Annotated in this window: 15 protein-coding genes and 1 other RNA gene; 7 read left to right on the top strand and 9 right to left on the bottom strand. The window is 41.5% G+C overall.

Annotated features, from left to right (window positions below; translation table 11 throughout):
• Nucleotides 1–9 precede the first annotated feature (9 nt).
• From CDO33_RS19265 to CDO33_RS19230, 8 genes are all read right to left on the bottom strand, one after another.
• A complete protein-coding gene (locus CDO33_RS19265) occupies nt 10–294 on the bottom strand; it encodes a co-chaperone GroES (protein ID WP_103080461.1) in 285 nt (94 codons plus the stop codon).
• A gap of 612 nt (nt 295–906) precedes the next feature.
• On the bottom strand, nt 907–1422 hold the full coding sequence (locus CDO33_RS19260; RefSeq protein WP_103080462.1) for a GNAT family N-acetyltransferase: 516 nt from the start codon (nt 1420–1422) through the stop codon (nt 907–909).
• Nucleotides 1423–1512: 90 nt separating this feature from the next.
• Nucleotides 1513–2013, bottom strand: coding sequence for a phosphotransferase-like protein (locus CDO33_RS19255; protein WP_202849477.1), 501 nt, complete (start codon nt 2011–2013; stop codon nt 1513–1515).
• 196 nt (nt 2014–2209) lie between these two features.
• On the bottom strand, nt 2210–2809 hold the full coding sequence (gene recR, locus CDO33_RS19250) for a recombination mediator RecR (protein WP_103080463.1): 600 nt from the start codon (nt 2807–2809) through the stop codon (nt 2210–2212).
• 351 nt (nt 2810–3160) lie between these two features.
• Nucleotides 3161–3502: a YbaB/EbfC family nucleoid-associated protein gene (locus CDO33_RS19245; protein WP_103080464.1), complete on the bottom strand. Its 342-nt coding sequence runs from the start codon at nt 3500–3502 to the stop codon at nt 3161–3163.
• 209 nt (nt 3503–3711) lie between these two features.
• Nucleotides 3712–5418 (bottom strand): DNA polymerase III subunit gamma/tau, encoded by a 1707-nt coding sequence (gene dnaX, locus CDO33_RS19240; RefSeq protein WP_103080465.1) that lies wholly within the window; start codon nt 5416–5418, stop codon nt 3712–3714.
• A gap of 149 nt (nt 5419–5567) precedes the next feature.
• Nucleotides 5568–5832: signal recognition particle sRNA large type (gene ffs, locus CDO33_RS19235), an RNA gene on the bottom strand.
• A gap of 271 nt (nt 5833–6103) precedes the next feature.
• Nucleotides 6104–6976, bottom strand: coding sequence for an AraC family transcriptional regulator (locus tag CDO33_RS19230; protein ID WP_103080466.1), 873 nt, complete (start codon nt 6974–6976; stop codon nt 6104–6106).
• Between the two features lie 462 nt (nt 6977–7438).
• Here CDO33_RS19230 and CDO33_RS19225 point away from each other — a divergent pair, with 462 nt between their 5' ends.
• From CDO33_RS19225 to CDO33_RS19195, 7 genes are all read left to right on the top strand, one after another.
• Nucleotides 7439–8743, top strand: coding sequence for an ABC transporter substrate-binding protein (locus CDO33_RS19225; RefSeq protein ID WP_103080467.1), 1305 nt, complete (start codon nt 7439–7441; stop codon nt 8741–8743).
• Between the two features lie 106 nt (nt 8744–8849).
• Complete coding sequence (locus CDO33_RS19220) at nt 8850–9773, top strand: carbohydrate ABC transporter permease (protein WP_103080468.1); 924 nt, start codon at nt 8850–8852, stop codon at nt 9771–9773.
• A 22-nt stretch (nt 9774–9795) separates the two neighbouring features.
• Nucleotides 9796–10641 carry a carbohydrate ABC transporter permease gene (locus CDO33_RS19215; protein WP_103080469.1) on the top strand — a complete coding sequence of 282 codons (846 nt, stop codon included), beginning with the start codon at nt 9796–9798 and terminating at the stop codon, nt 10639–10641.
• A 690-nt stretch (nt 10642–11331) separates the two neighbouring features.
• Nucleotides 11332–12201 (top strand): UTP--glucose-1-phosphate uridylyltransferase GalU, encoded by an 870-nt coding sequence (gene galU / locus CDO33_RS19210; protein WP_103080470.1) that lies wholly within the window; start codon nt 11332–11334, stop codon nt 12199–12201.
• Nucleotides 12202–12288: 87 nt separating this feature from the next.
• Nucleotides 12289–12930 carry a magnesium and cobalt transport protein CorA gene (locus CDO33_RS19205; protein ID WP_103080471.1) on the top strand — a complete coding sequence of 214 codons (642 nt, stop codon included), beginning with the start codon at nt 12289–12291 and terminating at the stop codon, nt 12928–12930.
• Between the two features lie 439 nt (nt 12931–13369).
• The gene (helD, locus tag CDO33_RS19200) at nt 13370–15664 is read left to right on the top strand and encodes an RNA polymerase recycling motor HelD (protein WP_103080472.1); all 2295 of its coding nucleotides are present in this window, start codon (nt 13370–13372) and stop codon (nt 15662–15664) included.
• Between the two features lie 283 nt (nt 15665–15947).
• Nucleotides 15948–19178 (top strand): SNF2 helicase associated domain-containing protein, encoded by a 3231-nt coding sequence (locus CDO33_RS19195; RefSeq protein ID WP_103080473.1) that lies wholly within the window; start codon nt 15948–15950, stop codon nt 19176–19178.
• Nucleotides 19179–19456: 278 nt separating this feature from the next.
• Here CDO33_RS19195 and CDO33_RS19190 read toward each other — a convergent pair whose 3' ends face one another.
• On the bottom strand, nt 19457–22330 hold the full coding sequence (locus CDO33_RS19190) for a phosphodiester glycosidase family protein (protein ID WP_103080474.1): 2874 nt from the start codon (nt 22328–22330) through the stop codon (nt 19457–19459).
• Between the last annotated feature and the right edge of the window lie 10 nt (nt 22331–22340).

Here is a 22340-nt window from a genome sequence, read left to right as displayed (position 1 = left end):
TACCTCCCTCTATTCTATAACAGCTAAAATATCGTCCTGTCTTACTATCAGGTATTTTTGATCATCGAGCTTGACTTCGGTCCCGGCGTATTTACTGTAAAGAACCTTGTCGCCTTTTTTTACCTGCATTTTGATTTCTTTCCCGTCCTTTATTTCCCCAGGGCCAACTTCAATTACTTCTGCCAAATAGGGTTTTTCCTTTGCGTTTGATGGCAAAACAATACCGCTTTTTGTAGTTTCTTCGGTTTCCACTTCTTTAAGCAGAACCCTTGCACCTAGTGGTTTGACTTTCATAATTGCTCAGCTCCTTTGTTATTAGTGTTAACAATCAAGCCTGTTGCGTCATATAATTTGGTTAAAAGCCTTCGAGCGCAATAAAAATAAAAACTGCGGCTCCTTTCTCAACGATGCCGTTCCCAATTTATTGGCACAACAGACTAACTTAAGCTATTTTATTAAAACAGCTTATGAATAAGCTTTTGGTATAGACTTGAAAGATTAAGAATATTATAGGGAAGAAAGGCTTTACATAAAAATGCTCCTTTCTTTTAAATGGTTTATATGCAGGTATGTGTTGTTGCTTGCATTGCTTAGCACTCACTTGGTATGAGTGCTAACAATTATCATTTTAGCCCTATTATACCTAAAGTCAATGTGAATTGATGGCCGTATCATGCAATATTGGCTTATAATTTGACAAAAAAATAAAATACCACGATTTACCTAAAGAACATGTATAATTTCTCGCTTTAGCTCGCATTTAATGGGCATGAGAAGTAAAAATAGGATTGGCTATGGACCTATATGGAAAAGAATTACACTTTGAAAAACAGTTTTGACAATTTGAGAATTCTTTCAATTTAAAATATGTATAACCTTGATTAATACATATTATATATAATTTATTCAATTTCTATTACATAGCTCTATTAGATAGCGAAACTCCGTTAATTTCTTTCCTAGGGTAAGTTCTTTTACTGTACCGTCATGCTTAAAACCCATTTTTTCATAGAATTTTCTTGCATTGAGATTCTCTTCAAGAACCCATAAGGTAACCTTTTTATAGCCTCTGTTTTTCAATTCATTTAGTCCCCAGTTTATAAAATATGAGCCTATTCCTTTATTCCAATACTCCGGCAACAGATAAAGTCCCCATATTTCGCCGTAAGTATCATCCTTATCTTCATCTCTGCATCTTCCGATGCACATTAAACCAACTGCTTTGTCGTCGGCAAAAATGAGAAAATCTTCTTCCCAGCCTTCGGATAATGCCTTTTCAAAGTACTTCTGCCTTTTATAAGCACTTATGTTATCTAATATTGAATCAGGCACTATGCCTTTATATGCTATTTTCCACGAACTTGCATGGATTTCTCCCAATGCTTTTGCATCATTGACGTCAGCGCGGCGGACCTTATACATTCATTCGCCCCTTTCTTAAATTTTACATATCATACCATATTCCTTTGCTTTGCACAATATAAACGTAAAATGATAAATTAGCGCAAAGCCTTATAGGATTCGCGTTTCGGATTCAGCACGTTTAATAATCTCAGACAGAGTTTCTTCAGCAGTCATGTGTGTTGAATCTATCCAGAATCCTATTCTTGGATTTTCATTAACCAATACATCATGGAGAGATTCAACATCCCATGTGGTATAACCTGTTTTGTTGCGCTTTTTCTCTCTTTCTATCACTGCTTCAACGCTTGGATTTAACGTAATAAAATAGATAGGCTTCGATTCAAATTTTTTAAGAAAAGGCTGCACGTATTCTCCCAAATAAACATCCTGAACAACTACGGAAAACCCAGCCTTGTAATACATGTCTGCTGCTTTTGCTGTAATACTGTAGCGAAGCATCAATTGGTCCAAAGCATCTTGGGAGCAATCGGGCGTCATATCAATCTTTCCTTTGACAATCATCCTTCGAAATATATCCCCGTGAACATGAACGCCTTTATCAAACTGCTCTGCCAGCATTTGTGCAATTGTAGACTTTCCTGAAGCCATTATTCCGGTTTATAATATAAATTCCATTTCTAAGGGCCATAATCTTTACCTCCTGAAATACCTAATAAAAAACATGGCCTACAAAGGATTTTCTTATCCCTGTAAAACCATGTTTACTGCAACAACTATAATTACGCCCTATTATAATTTGTAAAATGAAAGAAACTTACTTAATATAGACAACCTTATCCCTGTATCATATCTCTCTACGGCCTTCCAGGGCTTTGGCCAGGGTCACTTCGTCCGCATATTCCAGATCTCCTCCCACCGGTATGCCGTGGGCTATCCTTGTGGCTTTGATGCCCAAGGGCTTTAGCAATTTAGAGATATACATGGCGGTAGCTTCACCCTCGATGTTGGGGTTTGTAGCCAGTATAATCTCTTTGACGCTGCCGTCCTTAAGCCTTGCCAGCAATTCTTTTATCTTTATGTCCTCCGGGCCTATTCCCTCCATAGGGGAAATGGCTCCGTGCAAAACATGATAGAGTCCTTTGAATTCCCGGGTTCTCTCCATTGCCACGACATCCCTTGGGTCTTCGACGACGCATATAACGGAGGAATCCCTTGATGAACTGCTGCAGATGCTGCAGGGATCTGTTTCGGTGAGATTGCTGCAGACGGAGCAATATCTGGTTTTTGCCTTGGCCTCTCTTATCGCATTTGCCAGGCTCTCTGCCTTTTCATAAGGCAAATTCAGAACATGAAAGGCTAACCTCTGGGCTGTTTTGTGTCCAATACCCGGAAGCTTTTCAAACTCTTCAATAAGTTTTGCGACAGGGGCTGCATAAAAACTCATAGTAATCTCCTTCTGACCACGATAATAAAATTTATATCGAAAAATACAAACAGAAAAAGGACACATGCACTGCTTGCCATAAAGAGTGTCCTCATTCCGGAAACGTCATCTTATATTATTATACTTAACATCATAAATAAATAACAACTAATAAGTAATGCGAGAAAGCAATTGCCGGAAGGTAAATTTCACCGACCTGAAAGCATAAAATCCAGAAGAAAATAAACTTTAGTCTGATTTACATAAGTTTTTCCTTTAGGATTCATCTTTTCGGTTTTTCGGTACTTGTAATTTATCCTTGAAGCAATCGGCTTTCTACTTCACTCAAACTTTAACTACTGCTTGTATGATTTAGAAAAGTCCTGGGATACCGCCCAGTCCCCCTGTTATTTTGGCCATTTCACTGTTTACCATTTCCTCGGCCTTTCTCATCGCCTCATTTACGGCAGCAAGGATAAGATCCTGAAGCATTTCCACATCATCGGGATCAACTACTTCTGGTTTTATGGTAATCTCCTTTAATTCCTTCTTGCCTGATACAACAACTGTAACAGCGCCACCGCCCACAGTTGCATCAACAGTTTTCTGCTCCAGTTCTTCCTGGAGTCTTGCCATATCCTTCTGCATTTTTTGAGCCTGTTTCAACAAATTTCCCATGTTCCCGCCCATTCCCGGGAAACCACCTCTAGCCATAAAAATCCTCCTAAACTAATTTATCTATCCATAATCATAATTATATATTAATTTTCTAGCTATATACAACACTTTAATATATTGGTCGGAAGCTTGAAGGTGAAACCTATAGTTTTTATGGGCAGCGGATATCAGTTCCCATTACCAGCTTCCGTAATTGCAGGGAAGCTACTATTGAATAACCGGCCGGTGTTCCCTTAGAAGGCAAATCATTCATCGATTATGTTTATGGGTACATCCAGCCTGCCGGCAATATCCTGGGCTTTGGCGATGAATTCATCCTCCTCCGGGCTCTCTTCTACCGCCGCATTTTCTGTTAAATCATCCTCATCCAGACATTTTACCCTTACCTGCCTGCCCAGCTTTTTGCGGATCACTGTCTCAATCACTTCTTGATTTTCAGCTTTCGATAATATCATTTTACAAAAGCCGCTTCCTTCCTTGAACAATATGCCGACTCTTTTTTCATCTAGTTCTACGGCCTTTGCGTCGAGCAGGTTGGTGTAAACTACCATCCTTCCCATGCTTTTAAGTTCATTTAATACTTCATCCCATACTTTCAGCGCTTTTCCTGCGCTTTTAGCCGATTTGGCAGGTTTTGCAGCCTTTTCAGGAGCTTTTTTCTCTCCTCCAGAACTTACATCCTGTCCTCCATCGGCATTGTCTATCCGGCTGCCTGCATTAGTCTGCCGGTTATCCGTATCAAGCCACGGTACTTTATCAGCATCAGCACCCGGAACTTCAACCTTTCTCATGGCAAAATCCGCGCTGTTTATCCTGCTTTCAAGAAGGGACAGGCGATCCATTATATTGCTTTCGTCCACATTGATATTAAGCTCACACAGCTTTATCAGGGCGACTTCCAGCATAATCCTCGGATGGGATGCCCACTTCAGGCTTGATTCCAGAGCCGATAATTCCTTTATTATATATGTCAGTTCCAGCTTGGTGTAAGCCTTGCTCTGATCCTGCATCCTGCGGATGACCTCGGTAGGAGCTTCTATTACCTCTGCAGGATTTTTTGATATGCTGCATATGAGCACATTTCTGAAATACATTATAAAATCGGATACAAACTGGGTTATATCTTTTCCGCTGTTTACCAGCGTTTCCACGAGGCCAAGCACTTTATTTATATCCCTGCTGCTTACCGCATCAAACATGTCTCCGATAAAGGAGTCATTTACAATGCCTACTATTGAGAGAACGTCATCGTAGGAGATATCCTTGCTGCCCGTGGACATGCACTGGTCCAATATGCTGATGGCATCCCTGAGGGCGCCGTCGGACAGCCTTGCGATGAGCCTGGATGCTTCACGCTGCAGGTTTACTCCACTTTCCCGGGCAATAGTGTCAAGCCTTTCCATCATGCTTTCCACGGTGATTCTCCGGAAATCAAACCTCTGGCACCTGGACAATATGGTGGCGGGCAGCTTTTGAGGATCGGTGGTAGCAAGAATAAACACGACATGGGCCGGAGGCTCCTCAAGAGTCTTAAGAAGAGCGTTGAAAGCCCCGGTGGAGAGCATATGAACCTCATCTATTATATAAACCTTGTATTTTGCCTGGGAGGGTGCGTATATAACCTCATCCCGGATTTCCCTTACATTGTCCACACTGTTGTTCGAGGCCGCGTCTATTTCCACCACATCCAGAGAGCTGTCGGATAGCACCGCCCTGCAAATTTCACATTCATTGCAGGGGTCTCCGTTCTGCGGGTTAAGGCAGTTAATTGCCCTGGAAAATATTTTGGCCATCGTGGTTTTACCGGTACCCCTGGTACCACAGAAGAGATAAGCATGAGCAATGCGTCCGGTGGTTACGCTGTACCTCAGCGTTTTAACCACATGCTCCTGCTCAACCACATCATCAAAAACCAAAGGTCTCCATTTTCTATAAAGAGCTATGTATGACATAAATCCTCCTGACACCACCTGTCCATATAGATATTATAATAACATATTTATAGGAATCCATCAAAGCCTGAGGATGTGACTATGAACATAAATGCATAAACAAAAAAGACCATATAAGGTCTTTTTCATCTTTATATAATATTGAATGGCTGTGCACCCATCTTCGACTGATTTTTATAAGCGTTACCCTCGTAGTTAACTCTAACCAGGCAAACTTACGGCACACGAAGAGTACTGCTTACCGCTGCTTCCTTCCGGACCTGACGGGGTTCACAGGTCTCCGTTGCGTAAGACCCGGTTTTCATTGCCACTTGCGAGGAACAGACCTTACAAAAGAAAAGCCTGCAATGGGAATTCCACCCTGCTATAGCGGATTGCAGGTACAAGGCACCGCTACCTCCCCGTCTAGCACAGCCAAATATTTAACTTTTTCAAATGGCTCCTGAAAGAGCCACTAACATATTATAACCCATATGACGCTATATATCAAGGAATTTTTAAATATAGTTGTACTCCAATTAATTACAATTTGAATGCCATGAGTCTTCTGTTTTTATCTTCCGGCGTTTAATTTACAACTTGCTCTATAGCTTAAGAATGAATTCAGCTAATTGAAATGGATGATTGTTATGTGCATCCATGCTCGCTGATTTCATACCAATTTTATATAAGTGCATCAGATAATTTAGCTAGGAGTAGAGAAAATCACATTTTTCTTCAGCCTGTTTCGATACTGAGTTGGGGACAGCCCTTTCCGTTTTTTAAACATTTTTGAGAAAAGAAGGGGATCTTCATATCCTACAGAGTGTGCAATATCCTGGATGGACAAAAAGTCTTGACATAACAGTACACATGCTTTATCCATGCGAAAGTTGAGAAGATATTCCTGAGGAGATATATGAAGGATCTCCTGAAAGAGAGTGCTCATATATTTACGGTCTATTCCAATGAAATCTGCTATCTGTTCAATGGTTATCCTTGTTGAATAATTTTTTCGAATATAGTCAATGGCTTTTTTTACATAGATTTGCTTTGTGTTTTGGCTTATACTATTATAATGAAAGTCATCTACTGTACGAATCAGTTCAGCAAGAAACTGATATAAAAGGCCGGTAAGTATGAAATCTCTACCCGCAGGTCTTTTTTGAACTTCTAACATTTTAAGGATGGTTTTTTCAGGTGAGTTTTCCGGGTTACAGGTAAATATGGGATTTGAAGCATCTAAGTTTATTTCATTCAGATAGTTTTTTGCGTATCTTCCATGAAAACCTACCCAACAATATTCCCAGGGTTCATCCATATCAGCCTGATAGTAAGAGAGCGTATCAGGACAGATTAAAAAACCTTGGCCTTCACTCAAATGATAGGTTGTGCCGTTGGAAGCAAATATACCTTTTCCTGACATTACATAATGTATGAGAAAGTGATCCCTTACTCCGGACCAAAAGTGGCCAGGCTCACATCTTTCGGTCCCTGAATGATATACAACTAAATCTTTGGCCTCACAGGATGAAAAATCACTATATTTTGTAAATACAACACATTGATTTTCAGACATGGTAAACTCCTCCTATAAATAAGCTAGGTTTCTCCCATACCTTAGATGTGTGTTCTTCATTTAGTTGGATATTTTGAGTAGTGATTAGTCGTATGCATATTGCTACGTTCGATATGCCATATTGATAACTCAGATATGCAATTGAAATCAGAATAATAGTTTGTCTTTGAAATGTGTGCAACTGTTACCGGTTTCGGGTATCGGACCAACACCCCTTCCTTTAACCTAATCTATCGTGTTAAGCCTTCATTATCCACACTTATATGCTAAACATTCTTTTAAAAAATTATTGATTACATATGACATTATAACATATTAAAAAGACATTTTGCTATTTATTTAGTTGATATATAAGCTAGAATATTTATATAAATCCAATTTTACCCAGAAAATCCATTTTCCTTCATGAGCTTTATTTAAGCTAATATAAAATAACGCTCTAAATCTAAAGGAGGTATTAGCATGAAACAATTAAAGAAAGTAAAAGTCGTTTCGTTAATGCTTGTGGGAATACTTCTGTTATCTTCAGTTGTTGGCTGCAGTCAAAAGGGTAGTGAATCAACAAGTGGGAAATCAAGTGGGAAATCAGTTTCATTGACTTTCATGATCTGGGATATTAACCAGCAGCCAGGTATGGAAGATATGGTTGCAGATTATGTAAAGGATCATCCGAATGTATCTATTGAAGTCCAGACGGTGAACTGGGACGAATATTGGACCAAGCTGGAAGCTGCTGCAACAAGTAAAACACTTCCTGATATATTCTGGATGCATACCAATGAATTCATGAAATATGCTACGGCTGGTAAATTGGCAGATGTAACAAAATTATATGAGGATTCCAATTATTATGCAAATAACTTCCCATCTGGTCTCATCAAAAACTTTACCTATGAAGGGAAAATGTATGGAGTTCCGAAAGATTGGGACACAATAGCTTTAGCTTATAATAAAGATTTATTTAATCAGGCAGGAGTTTCTTATCCAGATGATACCTGGACATGGGAAACAGTTATAGACGCTGCACAAAAAATAAAGGATAAAACCGGCGCATGGGGATTTCTCGCACCCCTTGATGATCAAAGCGGTTATTTGAATTTGGTCAAGCAAGCCGGTGGATATATTATAAGTGAAGACGGCAAGAAATCCGGTTTTACAGATCCCGGTACAAAGAAAGGAATTCAGACTTGGATCAGCCTGCAGTTGGATTATGGCTTCTCACCAAAGCAAGCAACCTTTGCTGAAACCGATGCAGGAAGCTTGTTTGGATCCGGACAGGGTGCCATGATGCTGCTGGGAAGCTGGAATGTCAATCCGTATCTGCAGAATTATCCTGATTTGAATTGGGATTTGGCTGTTCTTCCAAAGATGTCAGACCCTGTGAAAGGTGATGGTAGAGGAACTATTTACAACGGTTTGGCTTATTCCACCGGTGCAGATAATAAAAACCTTGATGTAGTAAAAGATTTTCTGAAATACCTGGGAACAGAAAAAGCTATGATAATCCAGGGTAAATCAGGAGCTGCTATTCCGGCATACAACGGAACGGCCAAATACTGGGTTGAAAATTATCAGGATAAGCTTAATGTTCAGGTATATGAAGATATGATGGAATACGGTGAACAGTTCTATAACTCAAAATCAAAATCTCAATGGGTTAGTACTGTTGGTGATACTTTGCTTGAAGTATACAACGGTACAAAGGATTTAGACACAGCATTACAAGAACTGCAAACTACAGTAGATGAATATTTGGCTGGAGAATAAAATCCAGCATCGGAACAATATGATTCTGTTTAGACACTGCTCAAAATGGCTTATTGCCATTTTGAGCAGTTGGAATTTAGAAATATTGAGATTTTGAGGTGTTAAAATGGCTGCTGTTAAATCGGTTAAAGTTAAAAAAGCTGGAAGACCAGGACAGAGAAAAGATTATGTAATTGCATATCTAATGGTTGCTCCGGCGATTATCGGGTTAATAATACTAAATATTGTACCGTTTTTGGAAACAATTTATATGAGTTTTTCAAAATCAGCACTTTTTGGTGCCTGGGAATTTGCCGGATTATCAAATTATATAAAAATGTTGCAAGATTCAGAGGTTTGGCAATCCACACTGAATACATTGTTGTTTGTTGTTTATACTGTTCCTGTTGGTGTGGTGTTGGCATTGATATTGGCCGTTTTTATTAATTCTGAAATTAGAGGGAGAACCATATTTCGTGCAATATATTTTCTTCCCATGGTCGTAGCTCCTGCAGCTGTTGCTATGGTTTGGAAATGGATGTTTAATACAGAGTTTGGAATTATCAATAATGTTTTGAGTTCAATAGGATTACCCACTACTAATTGGATTACCAATCCATCAACGGTAATGCTGTCTTGTGGCATTGTTGCGATATGGAGCGCTGTTGGCTATGATGCGATTCTTCTTATGTCAGGGCTGCAGGCAATATCCACTACCTATTATGAGGCAGCAAAAATAGATGGTGCAGGCAGTATAAAACAGTTTTTCAGTATTACTGTTCCGCTAATATCTCCTACCATGTTTTTTGTGGTTATCATGAGAACCATGAGCTCATTAAAAGTGTTCGACCTTATATACATGATGATTGAAGATTCAAATCCTGCTGTGAAGAATGCCAGGCCATTACTTGGATTATTCTATCGTTATTCCTTTGAAATAGGAAATAAAGGCTACGGTTCAGTTATAGTCCTATGGACATTCTTTATTATCAGCATATTTACGGTAATTCAGTTTGTCGGCCAAAAGAAGTGGGTTAACTATGATGCATAGTGAGAAATAGGGGGTAAAAAGAATGGAAAGGACAACGTCGAGAGCAAATCAATTCAATGGGAAAATAATTATTTATGTATTATTATTTCTTGGTAGTGTTATAATGATTTTTCCATTTATATGGATGATTTTTACAAGTTTAAAAACAGTGCCTGAAACGATGAAAATACCTCCGACATTTTTTCCTGATGATTGGAAGAATATAAAAGCTTATAATAATGCATTAAATAGTTTACCCTTTTTAAAGCTGTATCTTAATACAGGTTTATTAATATTTTTCCGCGTGATATGTGCTATTGTGACTTCGTCAATGGCAGCCTATGCGTTTGCCAAAATTGATTTCCCAGGAAAGAAGTTTCTTTTCACAATAGTTTTAACCCAATTGATGTTACCAAGCCAGATATACATGATTCCTCAGTATCAGATGATTATTCGCCTGAATGCTGCCAATACAATTTTTGCTCTGGTGTTTCCCGGACTTGTAAGTGCATTTGGTGTGTTCTTTTTAAGGCAGACATATATGGGAATTCCGGATTCTTTGATTGACTCGGCGATAATAGATGGCTGTAATCAATTCCAGGCATTTTATAAAATCGCATTACCTTTAACACAAACTGCAATTTCTGCTTTAACTATATTTACGGCGCTTTTCGCATACAGTGACTTGATGTGGCCTTTGATTGTCAACACTGATAAAAATATGTTAACTCTTTCATCCGGATTATCAACTTTAAAGGGACAGTATACAACGAATTATCCAAATCTGATGGCCGGTTCAGCATTAGCCATGTGGCCAATGATTGTAATTTACTTGATATTCCAGAAACGTTTTATTCAAGGTATCGCTTTAACTGGAACGAAGGCTTAATAAACAGGGATTGCATTTAAAATCCGTTATACTGGTTTGACATTTTGATTCAAATTCAGACTCTTAAAATTTACTTATAGGCAGTTTAATGCTATTAAAATATCCTTTCATACATGAGTTGTTTTATATTAACAAGGTAACAATGTTATGCACTGTTACCTTTTTTGTTTCCTGTGCAATATTGATTAATGGAAAGAAAGCTAGCATAGAGGTTAGTATATATACTGAAAAGGAAACCGAAATCCTCAATATTTAATAAAAGAAATTTTATCTTGTTAATCTGTATGATGACATTATTGAAAATTAATACAAGATTTTGAATAATAAGATATGGTACTTTTAACAAAAAAATAAAGCACTGATTATAATGTATAAATGATTTCAATATAAGTGCTTTATAAGATTAAATGAACTAAAATAATTAGCTCTATATTAAAAGGAGGAACAAAATAAAAAAGTATTACCAGTTGTGGCAATTTTATTGTACCATATTATCCCTATATTTATATTAAGTTTGTGTGACACATTTATTAATAAAATATTAACATACGGCCGGAAGCTTATTGACAAAAAATGTGTCCGTGCCTGGCGGCAGGAAATAGACATTCAATTGATTTTGCCGTACAATAATGTATAATAGTTTTATGCTCATGATAACAATTATCAAACAGATTGAAGAGGTGTGATACGGTGAGAGTACGCAAAGCCATAATTCCTGCAGCAGGCTTGGGGACACGGTTTTTACCCGCTACAAAGGCTCAGCCCAAAGAGATGCTTCCGATAGTGGATAAACCGACCATACAGTATATTGTTGAGGAAGCGATAGAATCCGGAATTGAAGATATAATGATTGTAACCGGCCGTGGAAAGAGAGCTATTGAAGACCACTTTGACAAATCCTATGAACTGGAAGAGGAGCTGCGCAAGAAGGGCAACCAGGATATGTTAAATCTCGTTAAGGATATATCCAACCTGGTGAACATTCATTACATAAGGCAGAAAGAGCCCAAAGGACTGGGAGATGCCATAAATTGCGCCAAAACCTTCATAGGCAATGAGCCTTTTGCGGTTCTTCTGGGGGATGATATTGTGGATTCGAAGGTTCCGTGTCTTGAGCAGCTTATCAGGGCCCACGAGCGTTATAAGACGACAATCATAGGGGTCCAGCGCGTATCTCCCAGCGAAGTGTCCCAGTACGGCATAGTGAGCGGCGAAAAGATAGAGGACAGGCTGTATAAGATTGACGATATGGTGGAAAAGCCGGATGTGGATAAAGCACCCTCAAATATCGCCATCCTGGGAAGATATATCATTACCCCGGAAATATTCAAATACCTTGAAACGGCTAAGCCCGGCAAGAATGGCGAGATACAGCTTACTGACGCTTTAAAGAGGCTTATGAGTGAAGAGGCCATGTACGCATATGAATTTGAGGGAACACGATACGATGTGGGGAATAAGGTCGGATTCTTAAGGGCGACAATAGAGTTCGCACTGAAAAGGGAAGATCTTAAGGACGAATTTTCGGAATATCTCAAGCACATTGTAAGCAGTCTGTGATTTAGACTATAAATTTAAAATTACCGGCATAAAACCGGCGTATTAGTAAATAATACCTGTAAATGAATTGTTTGCAGGTATTATTTTATGAAGAGGGTTATAAGGTTTGTAAATGTGATTGTGGTTATTTTAATAATAGTATGCCTTGGTACAAATACAGTGTGGGCACCGGAAAGCCTTGGTGGCGTTGTTGGCTCAGGAAAAGGCGATGCCGGAACAGGCAGTATGGATAGCGCATATTCAAAAAAGTCAACTACACCGAAAGACAGGAGCAGCGGACCGAGGATGGGTGCTGGTGATGATGGGGGCAACACTGGCATAACCGGCAGCGGCAATATAAGCAGCAGCTACGGTAGCTCCTATGCTGACATTGAAGGAAGTAACCCTGAGCAAAACAGCGGTGGGATGGAAGCAAATCAGGGTGGACAAGCAAACGCGGCAGATGCGGAAAATTCATCATATAGCAAATACTATATGACCTATGAGGAATTGATGGCTTTGGACAATATCGACTTCTGGGATAAAATCACGGGCATGGCCATATTGAGCAAGCTCAAAAAAGAGGATGCGGAAAAGCTCCTGGAACTGGCTAGAGGCGGCATAACCATGAAGGAATTCGAAACTGCGAGCCGGCTGCTGGAAGAAGCCCTGGGCAAGGAGGACTTTAAAAAGCTCATGGATATCACTGAAAAAAATAAAAAGCTATTGGCAGATAATAGGAAGGAATAGTTTACATAAAACAAACAAGAGGTTAATCCTATAAAAGGACTAACCTCTTTAACTTTTGCTATTATATATTACTTGAAAAACATGAGATTGTCAAGGAAAATGAAGAAATTATATGAAATATTTTTGATATGTGTATTCTATTGTGGATAACATACGGCAAATCTCTATTTGCCTGGGTATAAGATTTTATTTTCAAAAGGATTTCGTATAAAATATACTTCCATCCGCTTCAGTTGCAGACAGCAAAACCAATTTTAATCTTGCATAGGGCATGATTTAATACCTCTTTGATACATTGGAAAACAATGCTTTAAGGCTGCTTCTACTTCCACCCGGTATGCGGCATTCTCATCCCTATGTGACATTTACGGTGCTTGAATTTATGACGGTTTACCGGCCTTATGCCAAATTTTATCCATAACAAAGGAGGTGCAGTGCAATGCCGGCGGAAAACCATCCGGATTATAAAGCAGAGCTTGAACACAGCAGGTATATCCTGGGATACGTTGAAAAGAGCCTCGAGGCCACCATTGCCAAGAAGCAGAAAATAGACAGCGATGTGGACAGAATGAAGAAGCATTTCAACTCGGATAACAGCCAGAACTATATCGACCTCATGGTGAATACCACTCTTCAGGACAGCCTTACCATCAGGCTTAAAAACCTGATTGCCGCCAGAAGCAAGCCTTATTTTGCGAGAATCGATTTCCGCGAGGACGGAAAGGAAAAAGCAGAACAGCTGTATATAGGAAAGATGTCCCTGATGAGGGATGAGGATCAGAAGATAATCATCATCGACTGGAGGGCTCCCATTTCCAGCCTGTATTACGAGGAAAGGCTGGGGAGGGCCGGATATTTGTGTCCTGACGGCCGCATAGAAGGCGACCTGATGCTAAAAAGGCAGTTTTCCTTTGAAGAGGGAGTGCTGAAGGACATATTTGACATAGACATTACCACCAATGATGAGTTTTTGCAGGCCCATCTCGGAGCAAATGCCGACAACCGCCTGAAGGATATAGTTTCAACCATACAGGCGGAGCAGAACAGGATAATAAGGGCAGATATGTGGACTCCCCTGATAGTACAGGGTGTGGCGGGCAGCGGTAAGACCACGATCGCCCTGCACAGGATCGCTTATCTGGTATACACCTATGAAAAGAGTTTTGAACCTGAAAATTTCATGATAATAGCCCCCAATAAGCTGTTTCTCAACTACATCTCCGAGGTGCTTCCGGAGCTGGGGGTGGACAAGGTTAAGCAGACCACTTTTGAGGACTTTGCCATGGAGCTCATCGGTAAGAGGCTGAAAATCCGGGATGCCAATGAAAAACTCGTCGATTTTGTAGACCGAAACAGCACCGAAGAGCAGATAGCCCGAAATGAGCTTGTCCGAAAAGCATCAGAGTTTAAATCTTCCATGACCTTCAAGGAAGTCATTGATGACTATATAGAAGCGATAGAAAGGGATTATATCCCGAAAAAGGATTTCAAGATAGGCTCACAAGTGATATACAGCTATGAGGAAATCAATGACCTCTTTCTCCGGCAATATAAGACTTGGCCGGTAGCTCAGAGATTGAATGAAATAAAAAAGCACCTGAACAACCGGTTTAAGGTAAAAAAGGAATCCATCATAAACAACCTCCATGACCAATGTGATGCAAAGATAAGAAAAATAAAGGCTACTATGGCAGAATCGGAGGAGAGGCAGAAGCTCATCATCCGGCTGATAGATAAAAAGAATGCCATTATCGACAAGCTTCAGACGTACTCCAAAAAGGCCGCCAATGAGTATATAAAAGGAATATCAAAGCTGAATCCCATGGAGTATTATAAAGAGCTCATCATGAAGGAGGATCTCTTTTACAGGCTTGTGGAGGGTAAACTTCCTAAAAGGCAGGCCGAATTTCTGCGGGAGCATACTGAAAAAGTGCTCAAATCAGGCTTTGTTGAACTGGAAGATTTAGCCCCCATCATATACCTCAAATATAAAATATACGGGATGGATGAGAAGATTCCCGTAAAGCATATTGTCATCGACGAGGCCCAGGATTTCAGCGTATTTCAGCTTTATGTGATAAAAAAGATAGTGAGGGACAGCTCGTTTACCATCCTTGGGGACCTGTGCCAGGGCATACATTCCTACAGGGGTATTTTGGACTGGTCCGACGTTATGAAGCATGCCTTTGATGACCGCAAAAGCCAGATGCTCACCCTTGAGCAGAGCTACAGAACCACGGTGGAAATAATGGAGGCGGCAAACAAAGTTATCGGCAGGATCGATGCCCTGCGTCCCTTCATGGGAAAGCCTGTTATAAGGCATGGTGAAAAGGTGCGGCTGATAAAAAAGCAAAATCTGAAGGAAATTGCATCAGATATACTGGACAAAATTGATGAATTTAAGGAAGCCGGTTATAAGTCCATAGCGGTTATATGCAAGACGATGGACGAGTGCAAGGATATGGCTTCATTGATGAAAAAAGGCGGCAATTCACCGGTCATAATTACCGGCGGAGAAAAGGAATACAAAAGCGGGGTTGTAATCGTGCCTTCATATCTGGCAAAAGGCCTGGAATTCGATGTGGTGATGATCGCCAATGCCAATAGAGAAAGATATGGGGCCGGTGAGCTGGATACCAAACTGATGTATGTCTCTATGACGAGGCCGCTGCATAAACTGTATATATATTATCATGGAGAGCTGACTCCTTTGCTTGAGGAAGTGGCAGAGTAGCACAGGAGAGACAGGCAGAGAGCTTCCATCGGCACTAATGGCCATATATTGACTCGTTTTATTAGCTAAAGACAAGTTTTATTACGGATTTATGCAGGTTTAGTACGTTTTATCGCTGTGCTTTTATGTAAAAGCCCATGCATGTTGATGCTATAAGATTTCATATTGCAAGCCGGAGGGGTATGAAGGTTTATGCGCTACTGAATTGCATTAATCCTCTGCTGAGGATATAATATATATTTGGACATAAATTTTTATGCCGTTAATCCGGCAGGAGAGGATTATGTTTCAGTTAAGTGACGATATTATTGAACGCTCGGCGACCCGGGAAGAAGTTATACAAGGTAGAAAGTGCTTCTCCGACGGGAGGATAAAATCAATAGAGTATGACCGGGTTAATAATATATTTAATGCTACCATAGCAGGCACCCTGGATTATTACGTCAGGGTTTATTTTGGCGCTGAAGGAAAGCTACAGCATGCCACTTGCACATGCCCTTATATCGAGGACTACAACGGCTATTGCAGACATATAGTTGCCGCTCTCATATCCATTTTGGAAAAGGACCGCCAGGATTTTTTCGGCAGGCTCAAGCCCCGACGGACAGCAAAACACATACTGGGTTTATTTCAAAATACCGCATCAAATCCTACAAAGCCGGTGAAAATAGAAGTCATCTATGAATATGACAAATCCGGCTGCCACGGGAGCGGCTCATGCTCTGCCATAAGCATCAATATAGGAGAGGATAGGCTATATACGGTAAAAAACATAAAGGCATTTCTAACCAGCCTGTATAAAAACGAGGAGATCATTTTCGGAAAAAACTTTACTTTCGACCCCACGGTTCATTTCTTCAGAGCTGAGGACAGACCCATCATCGATTTTCTAAAGGAGATATACGAGCTGGAAGCACTGCAGGACAGCTTCTCCTACGGTGCCCGGGGCAGCGTATTCCGAAATAAGCAGGTCTTACTTGCGAGCATTGGTACCAAACGGGTTTTCAACCTGATGAAGGACAGAACCTTTAAAGCCGTAATCAAGGGTGAGCCTTATGATGAGGTCAGAATACTGGATAAAGACTTCCCCGTTAATTTTCATTTGACGAAAGATGAAGAAGAGCTGGCTCTGAGGCTGAACTTTGATGAACCTCTTTTACCCCTTACGGAAGACGGAGAATTCTTCTTTGCCGGCGGAAATATATATAAGGTTTCCCGAAAACAGCAGGAGAACTTCAAACCCTTTTTTCTTGCCATGGCCTACCGGAAATCAAGAATTATCTATTTTCAGGCGGATGAAAAGGAACGCCTGGTATCGGAAGTGCTTCCCTTTGCCAGGAATGCCGGCACTGTGACGATAGACCAGGAAGTGGATTCCCTGATCGAAAAGCTGGACCTGGAAGCTGAAATTTATCTGGACGGAAACGTTGAAAGCATAGATGCAGAATTGAAATTCATATATGGAGAAAGGTGCATAAACCCTTTTGCAGGCGAAAGCGCCCCTGCGGATAAAACCGGTAAGATACTTCTGAGGGATGTGGAAAAAGAACAGGCGATTTTGTCCATACTGGAGGGAACGGAGTTTAAGGTCAGGAACAACCGGATTCATCTGGACGGAGAGGACAAGGTATTTGATTTCGTCTATGAAACAATACCGAGGCTTCAAGAATACTGCAGCATTTTTTATTCCGAGAGCTTCAAGAAAATACCTCTAAAGTCTGTATCTTCTTACACGGGAGGTATAAGGCTAAACGACAGGTCAGGCATGCTGGAATTCAGTTTCAGCATTGAGGGCATTGAGCGGTCCGAACTGCCGGATATATTTGAAATGCTAAGGCAGAAGAAAAAGTATTACCGTCTGAAGGACGGAACATTTCTCAGCCTGACTTCGAAAGAGCTCAGGGAGGCAGCGCGAATTTCCGAATACCTGGAGATGGATGAAGCTGATTTTGAAAGGGGCTATGTAGAGGTACCGAAATTCAGGGCCCTTTATATCGATCAATATTTGAAAAAATCCGGTTGGAGGTATTTTGAAAGGAATCATGCCTTTAAAGAGCTGATACGGAATATCAATGAGCCTGAAGATGTCGAGGTGGTTATTCCCGACGGGCTCAAAGGGGTGCTGCGGGAATACCAGAAATTTGGGTTTAAATGGCTTAAAACGATGTCCTCCTATGGCATGGGAGGCATATTGGCTGACGATATGGGCCTTGGGAAAACCCTTCAGGTAATTGCTTTAATACTGTCGGACAAAAAAGAGAAAGGTTTCTACCCGTCCTTGGTTGTCGCACCGACATCCCTGGTATATAACTGGGAGGCTGAGATCCAAAAGTTTGCTCCGGACCTGAAAACGGTGGTAATATCGGGAAACAGGGAGGAGAGGGAAAAGAGGATTGCCTTCGGAATTGAAAGCGCCGATATACTCATCACATCCTATCCTCTGCTGCGAAAGGATATCGACAAGTATGAGGGATTGTCTTTCAGATACTGCATACTGGATGAAGCCCAATACATAAAAAATCCGGCATCGCAAAATGCCAAAGCATCGAAGCAGATAGTGGCGCAAAACCGCTTTGCTCTCACCGGTACGCCTATGGAAAACAACCTGGAAGAGCTTTGGTCCATCTTTGACTTTATTTTGCCGGGATACCTTTTTTCCCATGCTAAATTTATGGAAAAGTACATGAAACCCATCATGAAAGATGAAGACGCCAGATCCATGCAGGATTTGACCATGCACATCAGGCCCTTTATTTTGCGACGCCTTAAAACTGATGTCTTAAATGAACTTCCCGACAAGATCGAGCATGAAATGACGGCGGGGCTTACTGTTGAGCAGAAGAAGGTATATCTTGCCTATCTGAAGCAGATAAAGGACGAAATAGATGAGGAGATACGGGAGCAAGGCTTTGAAAAAAGCCAGATAAAAATATTGGCTGCCTTGACGAGGCTCCGGCAGATATGCTGCCATCCGGCCATATTTCTGGAGGGATTTGAGGGAGAAAGCGGCAAAATGCTGCTTTTGCAGGAACTCATAAAGGATTCCATAGAAGGAGGACACAGGATACTGCTATTTTCCCAGTTTACTTCCATGCTCCATATAATCAGAGATTGGCTTGATTTGAAGAGCATTGAATATCTTTACCTGGACGGAACTACCAAAACGGAGGAACGGGGGAGGCTGGTACGGGCTTTCAATGAAGGCAGAGGGCATATTTTCCTGATATCTCTTAAGGCTGGAGGCACAGGCCTTAACCTTACAGGGGCGGATACCGTGATTCATTATGATCCCTGGTGGAATCCTGCTGTTGAGGACCAGGCCACCGACCGTGCATACAGGATAGGTCAGAAAAAGGCGGTTCAAGTGATAAAACTGCTCACTAAAGGGACAATTGAAGAGAAGATTTATTATTTGCAGCAGAAAAAGAAGAAGCTAATTGATGCGGTAATCCAGCCCGGAGAGACGCTGTTGTCCAAATTGAGCGAGGAGGAAGTAAGGGCCCTGTTTGAATGAATGCGCTGTGGAAAATGAACGCTTCTGGGACTTAAAGTATGGTGTATATTACAAATTAAACCGTATGTGCCTTAAATCCTTTCTAGGCAACAATCGTCCATTTCCATCAGCAGAATTCAAGCCGATAATTTTCTGCTTGCTTTACAATAGCGCCACTAGCACAACTAGATATAAATTAAGAATCAGTACCTTCATGGATAGATAAAGGGTGGACTCAGTCGTCCACCCTTTAAAATCATGCTAGTTAATTAAATATCCTGCTCACCTTGCCCATTGATTTACGTAAGGGGTTTAAATTCAAAAGTAACTGTGCTTCCGTTGACCGTTACTTCTATATATTTTGCCTGTTCTGCTGCATTTTTGGGGTTCAGGCCGGGTATGTTGTAACCTGCGGTAGTCAGATATTTAATCCCTCTTTCCATATAGCAGGAATTTTCATCGCTCTTATAGAACACCCATATATTTTTCCCGGTTTTCTGCTTGTATTCGGTCAGTATATCCTGGAACAGGCCTGCTTCCAAGCTATCTCCAAAAGATTTCGGAGAGTTTGCAAGGAATATGAACACATTTTTTCCCTGGAACCCATTCAACTGCTGAAGGAACCAGTGCCATTGGGATTTATCTGTTGCTCTCAGGCCTCCTTTGCTCATGTCAAGCTGTATGAACCTGCTGTCCGACTTGTCATAGGATTTATAGCCTGTATTTGTAGATGCAGCTATCGGCTTTTTTATTGAGCCTGTGATAGCATGCTTGCTGCTTCCCACTATAGCCGCCAGATCAGCTCTGCCGTTGGTTTTTTCCACAAATCTCCCTGCCAGCAGGTTTTCCAGCATATTCTTTGGCTCGCTGGACTGGCCGAACACGGAAAAGCGGAAAGCACCGGAGCCTGGGGTATATGTAACGCTTTTATTGGCTTCATCCACTGGTACCGTATTCTTGGGTATCTTGCTCATATCCATCTCAGGATACGAGGAGGTGACCAAGGTCAGGTCGTCCATATATATGTAACCCTTTTCGGCTACGGGATTTACCTGTGCAAGGTATATCCTGGTAAGCTTCGCCGGGGAAGCTATATTTGCGGTAGATGCAGTAACATATTTCCATCCTGTCCAATCCATGCCCTTGGTGAAATCCACCAGCTGCTTGTTGCCTTTGGCGTCATATATTTCGGCTCTGAGCCAATTGGAGTTCTGGTGGGAGTTGTATATCCATATGCCTATTTCGGTTGTATTTTTGGCAAGGGCGACACCGCCGTTTTTAAATTCCATATATGCGGCGCGGGTAACATCCACTTCTTTTGTGAAATCATAAGTGAGCTTGCCTGAGGCGTCGCCCGAATGCTTTTCTTCCTTCGAAATCGCATAACTTCCGGTCACGCTGGACGGATAGGAAGTAAAAGTACCGTTTTCAGCCTCAAATTTGTCCGCTATGGTGGACGTCCTGGAGGCTACCGACACAGCGCAATAAGCATGGGTGTTGCCGATATATCCGTCGATATAGCCTGTTCCATGTCCGGAAGCGGTGAATGTCCCCTTCTCGAAATTACCTATGTTGCCATTTACGGCCCATTTAACATCGTCAGGATTTATGGTCGCGTAATAGCCGTTTTTATTCTTGCCGGTAACCTTGAGCCTGGCGGTTTCACCCGGCGACAGCTTAAGGGAGCTTCTGTCAAAGGAAAGCTGCACGGGAGCGCTCAGTGAATTTACTTCGATCTCTGCAGATACGTCACCTACGGTAGCAATTATCTTTCCGCTGCCGACGGAAGTAGGACGGAATACGTTGCCGTCAAAGCTTCCCTCTATGCCGGATACGCTCCATTTCACCTGACTGGGATCTATGGTGACAGGGTTGAAATATCTGTCATAACCCTTAACGCTGTACTGCCTGGAGGTATTCACAAATACGTTGTTTTCCGAAGCCTCTATAACAATGCCGTCAAGCTTCGAGGGCGGAGCTATCGAAAATACTCCTACCGCTGAAGTGACCTTCCTGACTGAGCCATCGGATGGAGTATTCACCATACTCAGGCCGGTATTGCCGAGAGATCTTGCCACCATTGTTGTAGAACCACCGCCGTCAAGATTTACCGCATTGTAGGCACCTATCTCCTGCATAAACTGCGCCAGTTCCGTCATAGTCATGCCTATGCTGGAGTTTAGCCTTCCGTCGACTGTTACGAAAAAAACCTGCTTTCCGTCTTTGGAGCTGCCTATTGCGGTACGTGGGTTTCTGGTGGAGGTGCTCCCTTCAGGTATATGTGTGAACTTGTCCGGTATTTTACCGTCTTTTAGAAGCATTGCACCTCCGGGGATGGAAGTTTGTATTTCCTTCCAGTCAGGAGTTGTGGTTATCTCAAAGGAAACTTCATCTCCGACCTGTAAATTTTTCCGGATGAAGTCTGCGCTGCTGAGCCTTGTAACCACTACATAACCATTTTCCGGTATTGTTATTGCTGGCTTTCCTTCACGTATTTCAGCCACCACACCGTTAACCACCACCATTTCCAGAGTGTCCGGTGTACCTGTTGGGGTGTCGGTTCCTACGGATTTTTCACCCCAGCGCCTGTCAAGAATGATGGGGTTTTGGTATTCAGCATTGGGCTTGTTCTTGTTATACCTGGCCACTTCAATCGTATTGCCCGTCGGGGCTATAAGAGTGATTTTATTTCTCCAGTAGTTGAAAAGGGCCTGATTCATGCTGGATATGGCAAAGCTGGCCATGGTTTCGCTATATCGGTTATAATCCGAATCCGCGGAAATGATATTTCCGGACTCAACTATTGGCCCTATAGGATTTGCCAGGCCCGATTCGTTTGTCCAGTTGAAAAATCCGCCGTTAATTGCTGCAACGGCTCCTCTGGACTTGGCGAGGTCCATGGTGGACGTAAGCTTGCGGATTGAGTCGGCATGAGATATGGTATCTATCTTTACATTTGGATTTGACAGGTCGACTCTGAGAACATTTATCGAAAGCCAGCCGTCATCAGTAAACCTTGTTATTCTTTCAAGTATGGCCCCCGACGTTATAATTTCTCTTTTCACGGTTTCATGGATGACTCTTGGCGCTGCGCCTGCGATACTGAATGTGCATAAAAGCAAAACTGCTGTAATCAGTAAAACTGATACGCTTTTTCTTATGTAAGATTTCATTCTGACCTCC

The sequence above is a fragment of the Clostridium thermosuccinogenes genome (genome assembly GCF_002896855.1).
Lineage (GTDB): Bacteria > Bacillota > Clostridia > Acetivibrionales > DSM-5807 > Pseudoclostridium > Pseudoclostridium thermosuccinogenes.
Note: the sequence above shows the minus strand (reverse complement) of the source record. Positions and strands in the feature narration are given on the sequence as shown.

Excerpts from the sequence above, each read along its gene's own strand:
- CDO33_RS19265 (WP_103080461.1), bottom strand. The coding sequence starts at position 294 with ATGAAAGTCAAACCACTAGGTGCAAGGGTTCTGCTTAAAGAAGTGGAA.
- CDO33_RS19260 (WP_103080462.1), bottom strand. The coding sequence starts at position 1,422 with ATGTATAAGGTCCGCCGCGCTGACGTCAATGATGCAAAAGCATTGGGA.
- CDO33_RS19255 (WP_202849477.1), bottom strand. The coding sequence starts at position 2,013 with ATGGCTTCAGGAAAGTCTACAATTGCACAAATGCTGGCAGAGCAGTTT.
- recR (WP_103080463.1), bottom strand. The coding sequence starts at position 2,809 with ATGAGTTTTTATGCAGCCCCTGTCGCAAAACTTATTGAAGAGTTTGAA.
- CDO33_RS19245 (WP_103080464.1), bottom strand. The coding sequence starts at position 3,502 with ATGGCTAGAGGTGGTTTCCCGGGAATGGGCGGGAACATGGGAAATTTG.
- dnaX (WP_103080465.1), bottom strand. The coding sequence starts at position 5,418 with ATGTCATACATAGCTCTTTATAGAAAATGGAGACCTTTGGTTTTTGAT.
- CDO33_RS19230 (WP_103080466.1), bottom strand. The coding sequence starts at position 6,976 with ATGTCTGAAAATCAATGTGTTGTATTTACAAAATATAGTGATTTTTCA.
- CDO33_RS19225 (WP_103080467.1), top strand. The coding sequence starts at position 7,439 with ATGAAACAATTAAAGAAAGTAAAAGTCGTTTCGTTAATGCTTGTGGGA.
- CDO33_RS19220 (WP_103080468.1), top strand. The coding sequence starts at position 8,850 with ATGGCTGCTGTTAAATCGGTTAAAGTTAAAAAAGCTGGAAGACCAGGA.
- CDO33_RS19215 (WP_103080469.1), top strand. The coding sequence starts at position 9,796 with ATGGAAAGGACAACGTCGAGAGCAAATCAATTCAATGGGAAAATAATT.
- CDO33_RS19205 (WP_103080471.1), top strand. The coding sequence starts at position 12,289 with ATGAAGAGGGTTATAAGGTTTGTAAATGTGATTGTGGTTATTTTAATA.
- helD (WP_103080472.1), top strand. The coding sequence starts at position 13,370 with ATGCCGGCGGAAAACCATCCGGATTATAAAGCAGAGCTTGAACACAGC.
- CDO33_RS19195 (WP_103080473.1), top strand. The coding sequence starts at position 15,948 with ATGTTTCAGTTAAGTGACGATATTATTGAACGCTCGGCGACCCGGGAA.
- CDO33_RS19190 (WP_103080474.1), bottom strand. The coding sequence starts at position 22,330 with ATGAAATCTTACATAAGAAAAAGCGTATCAGTTTTACTGATTACAGCA.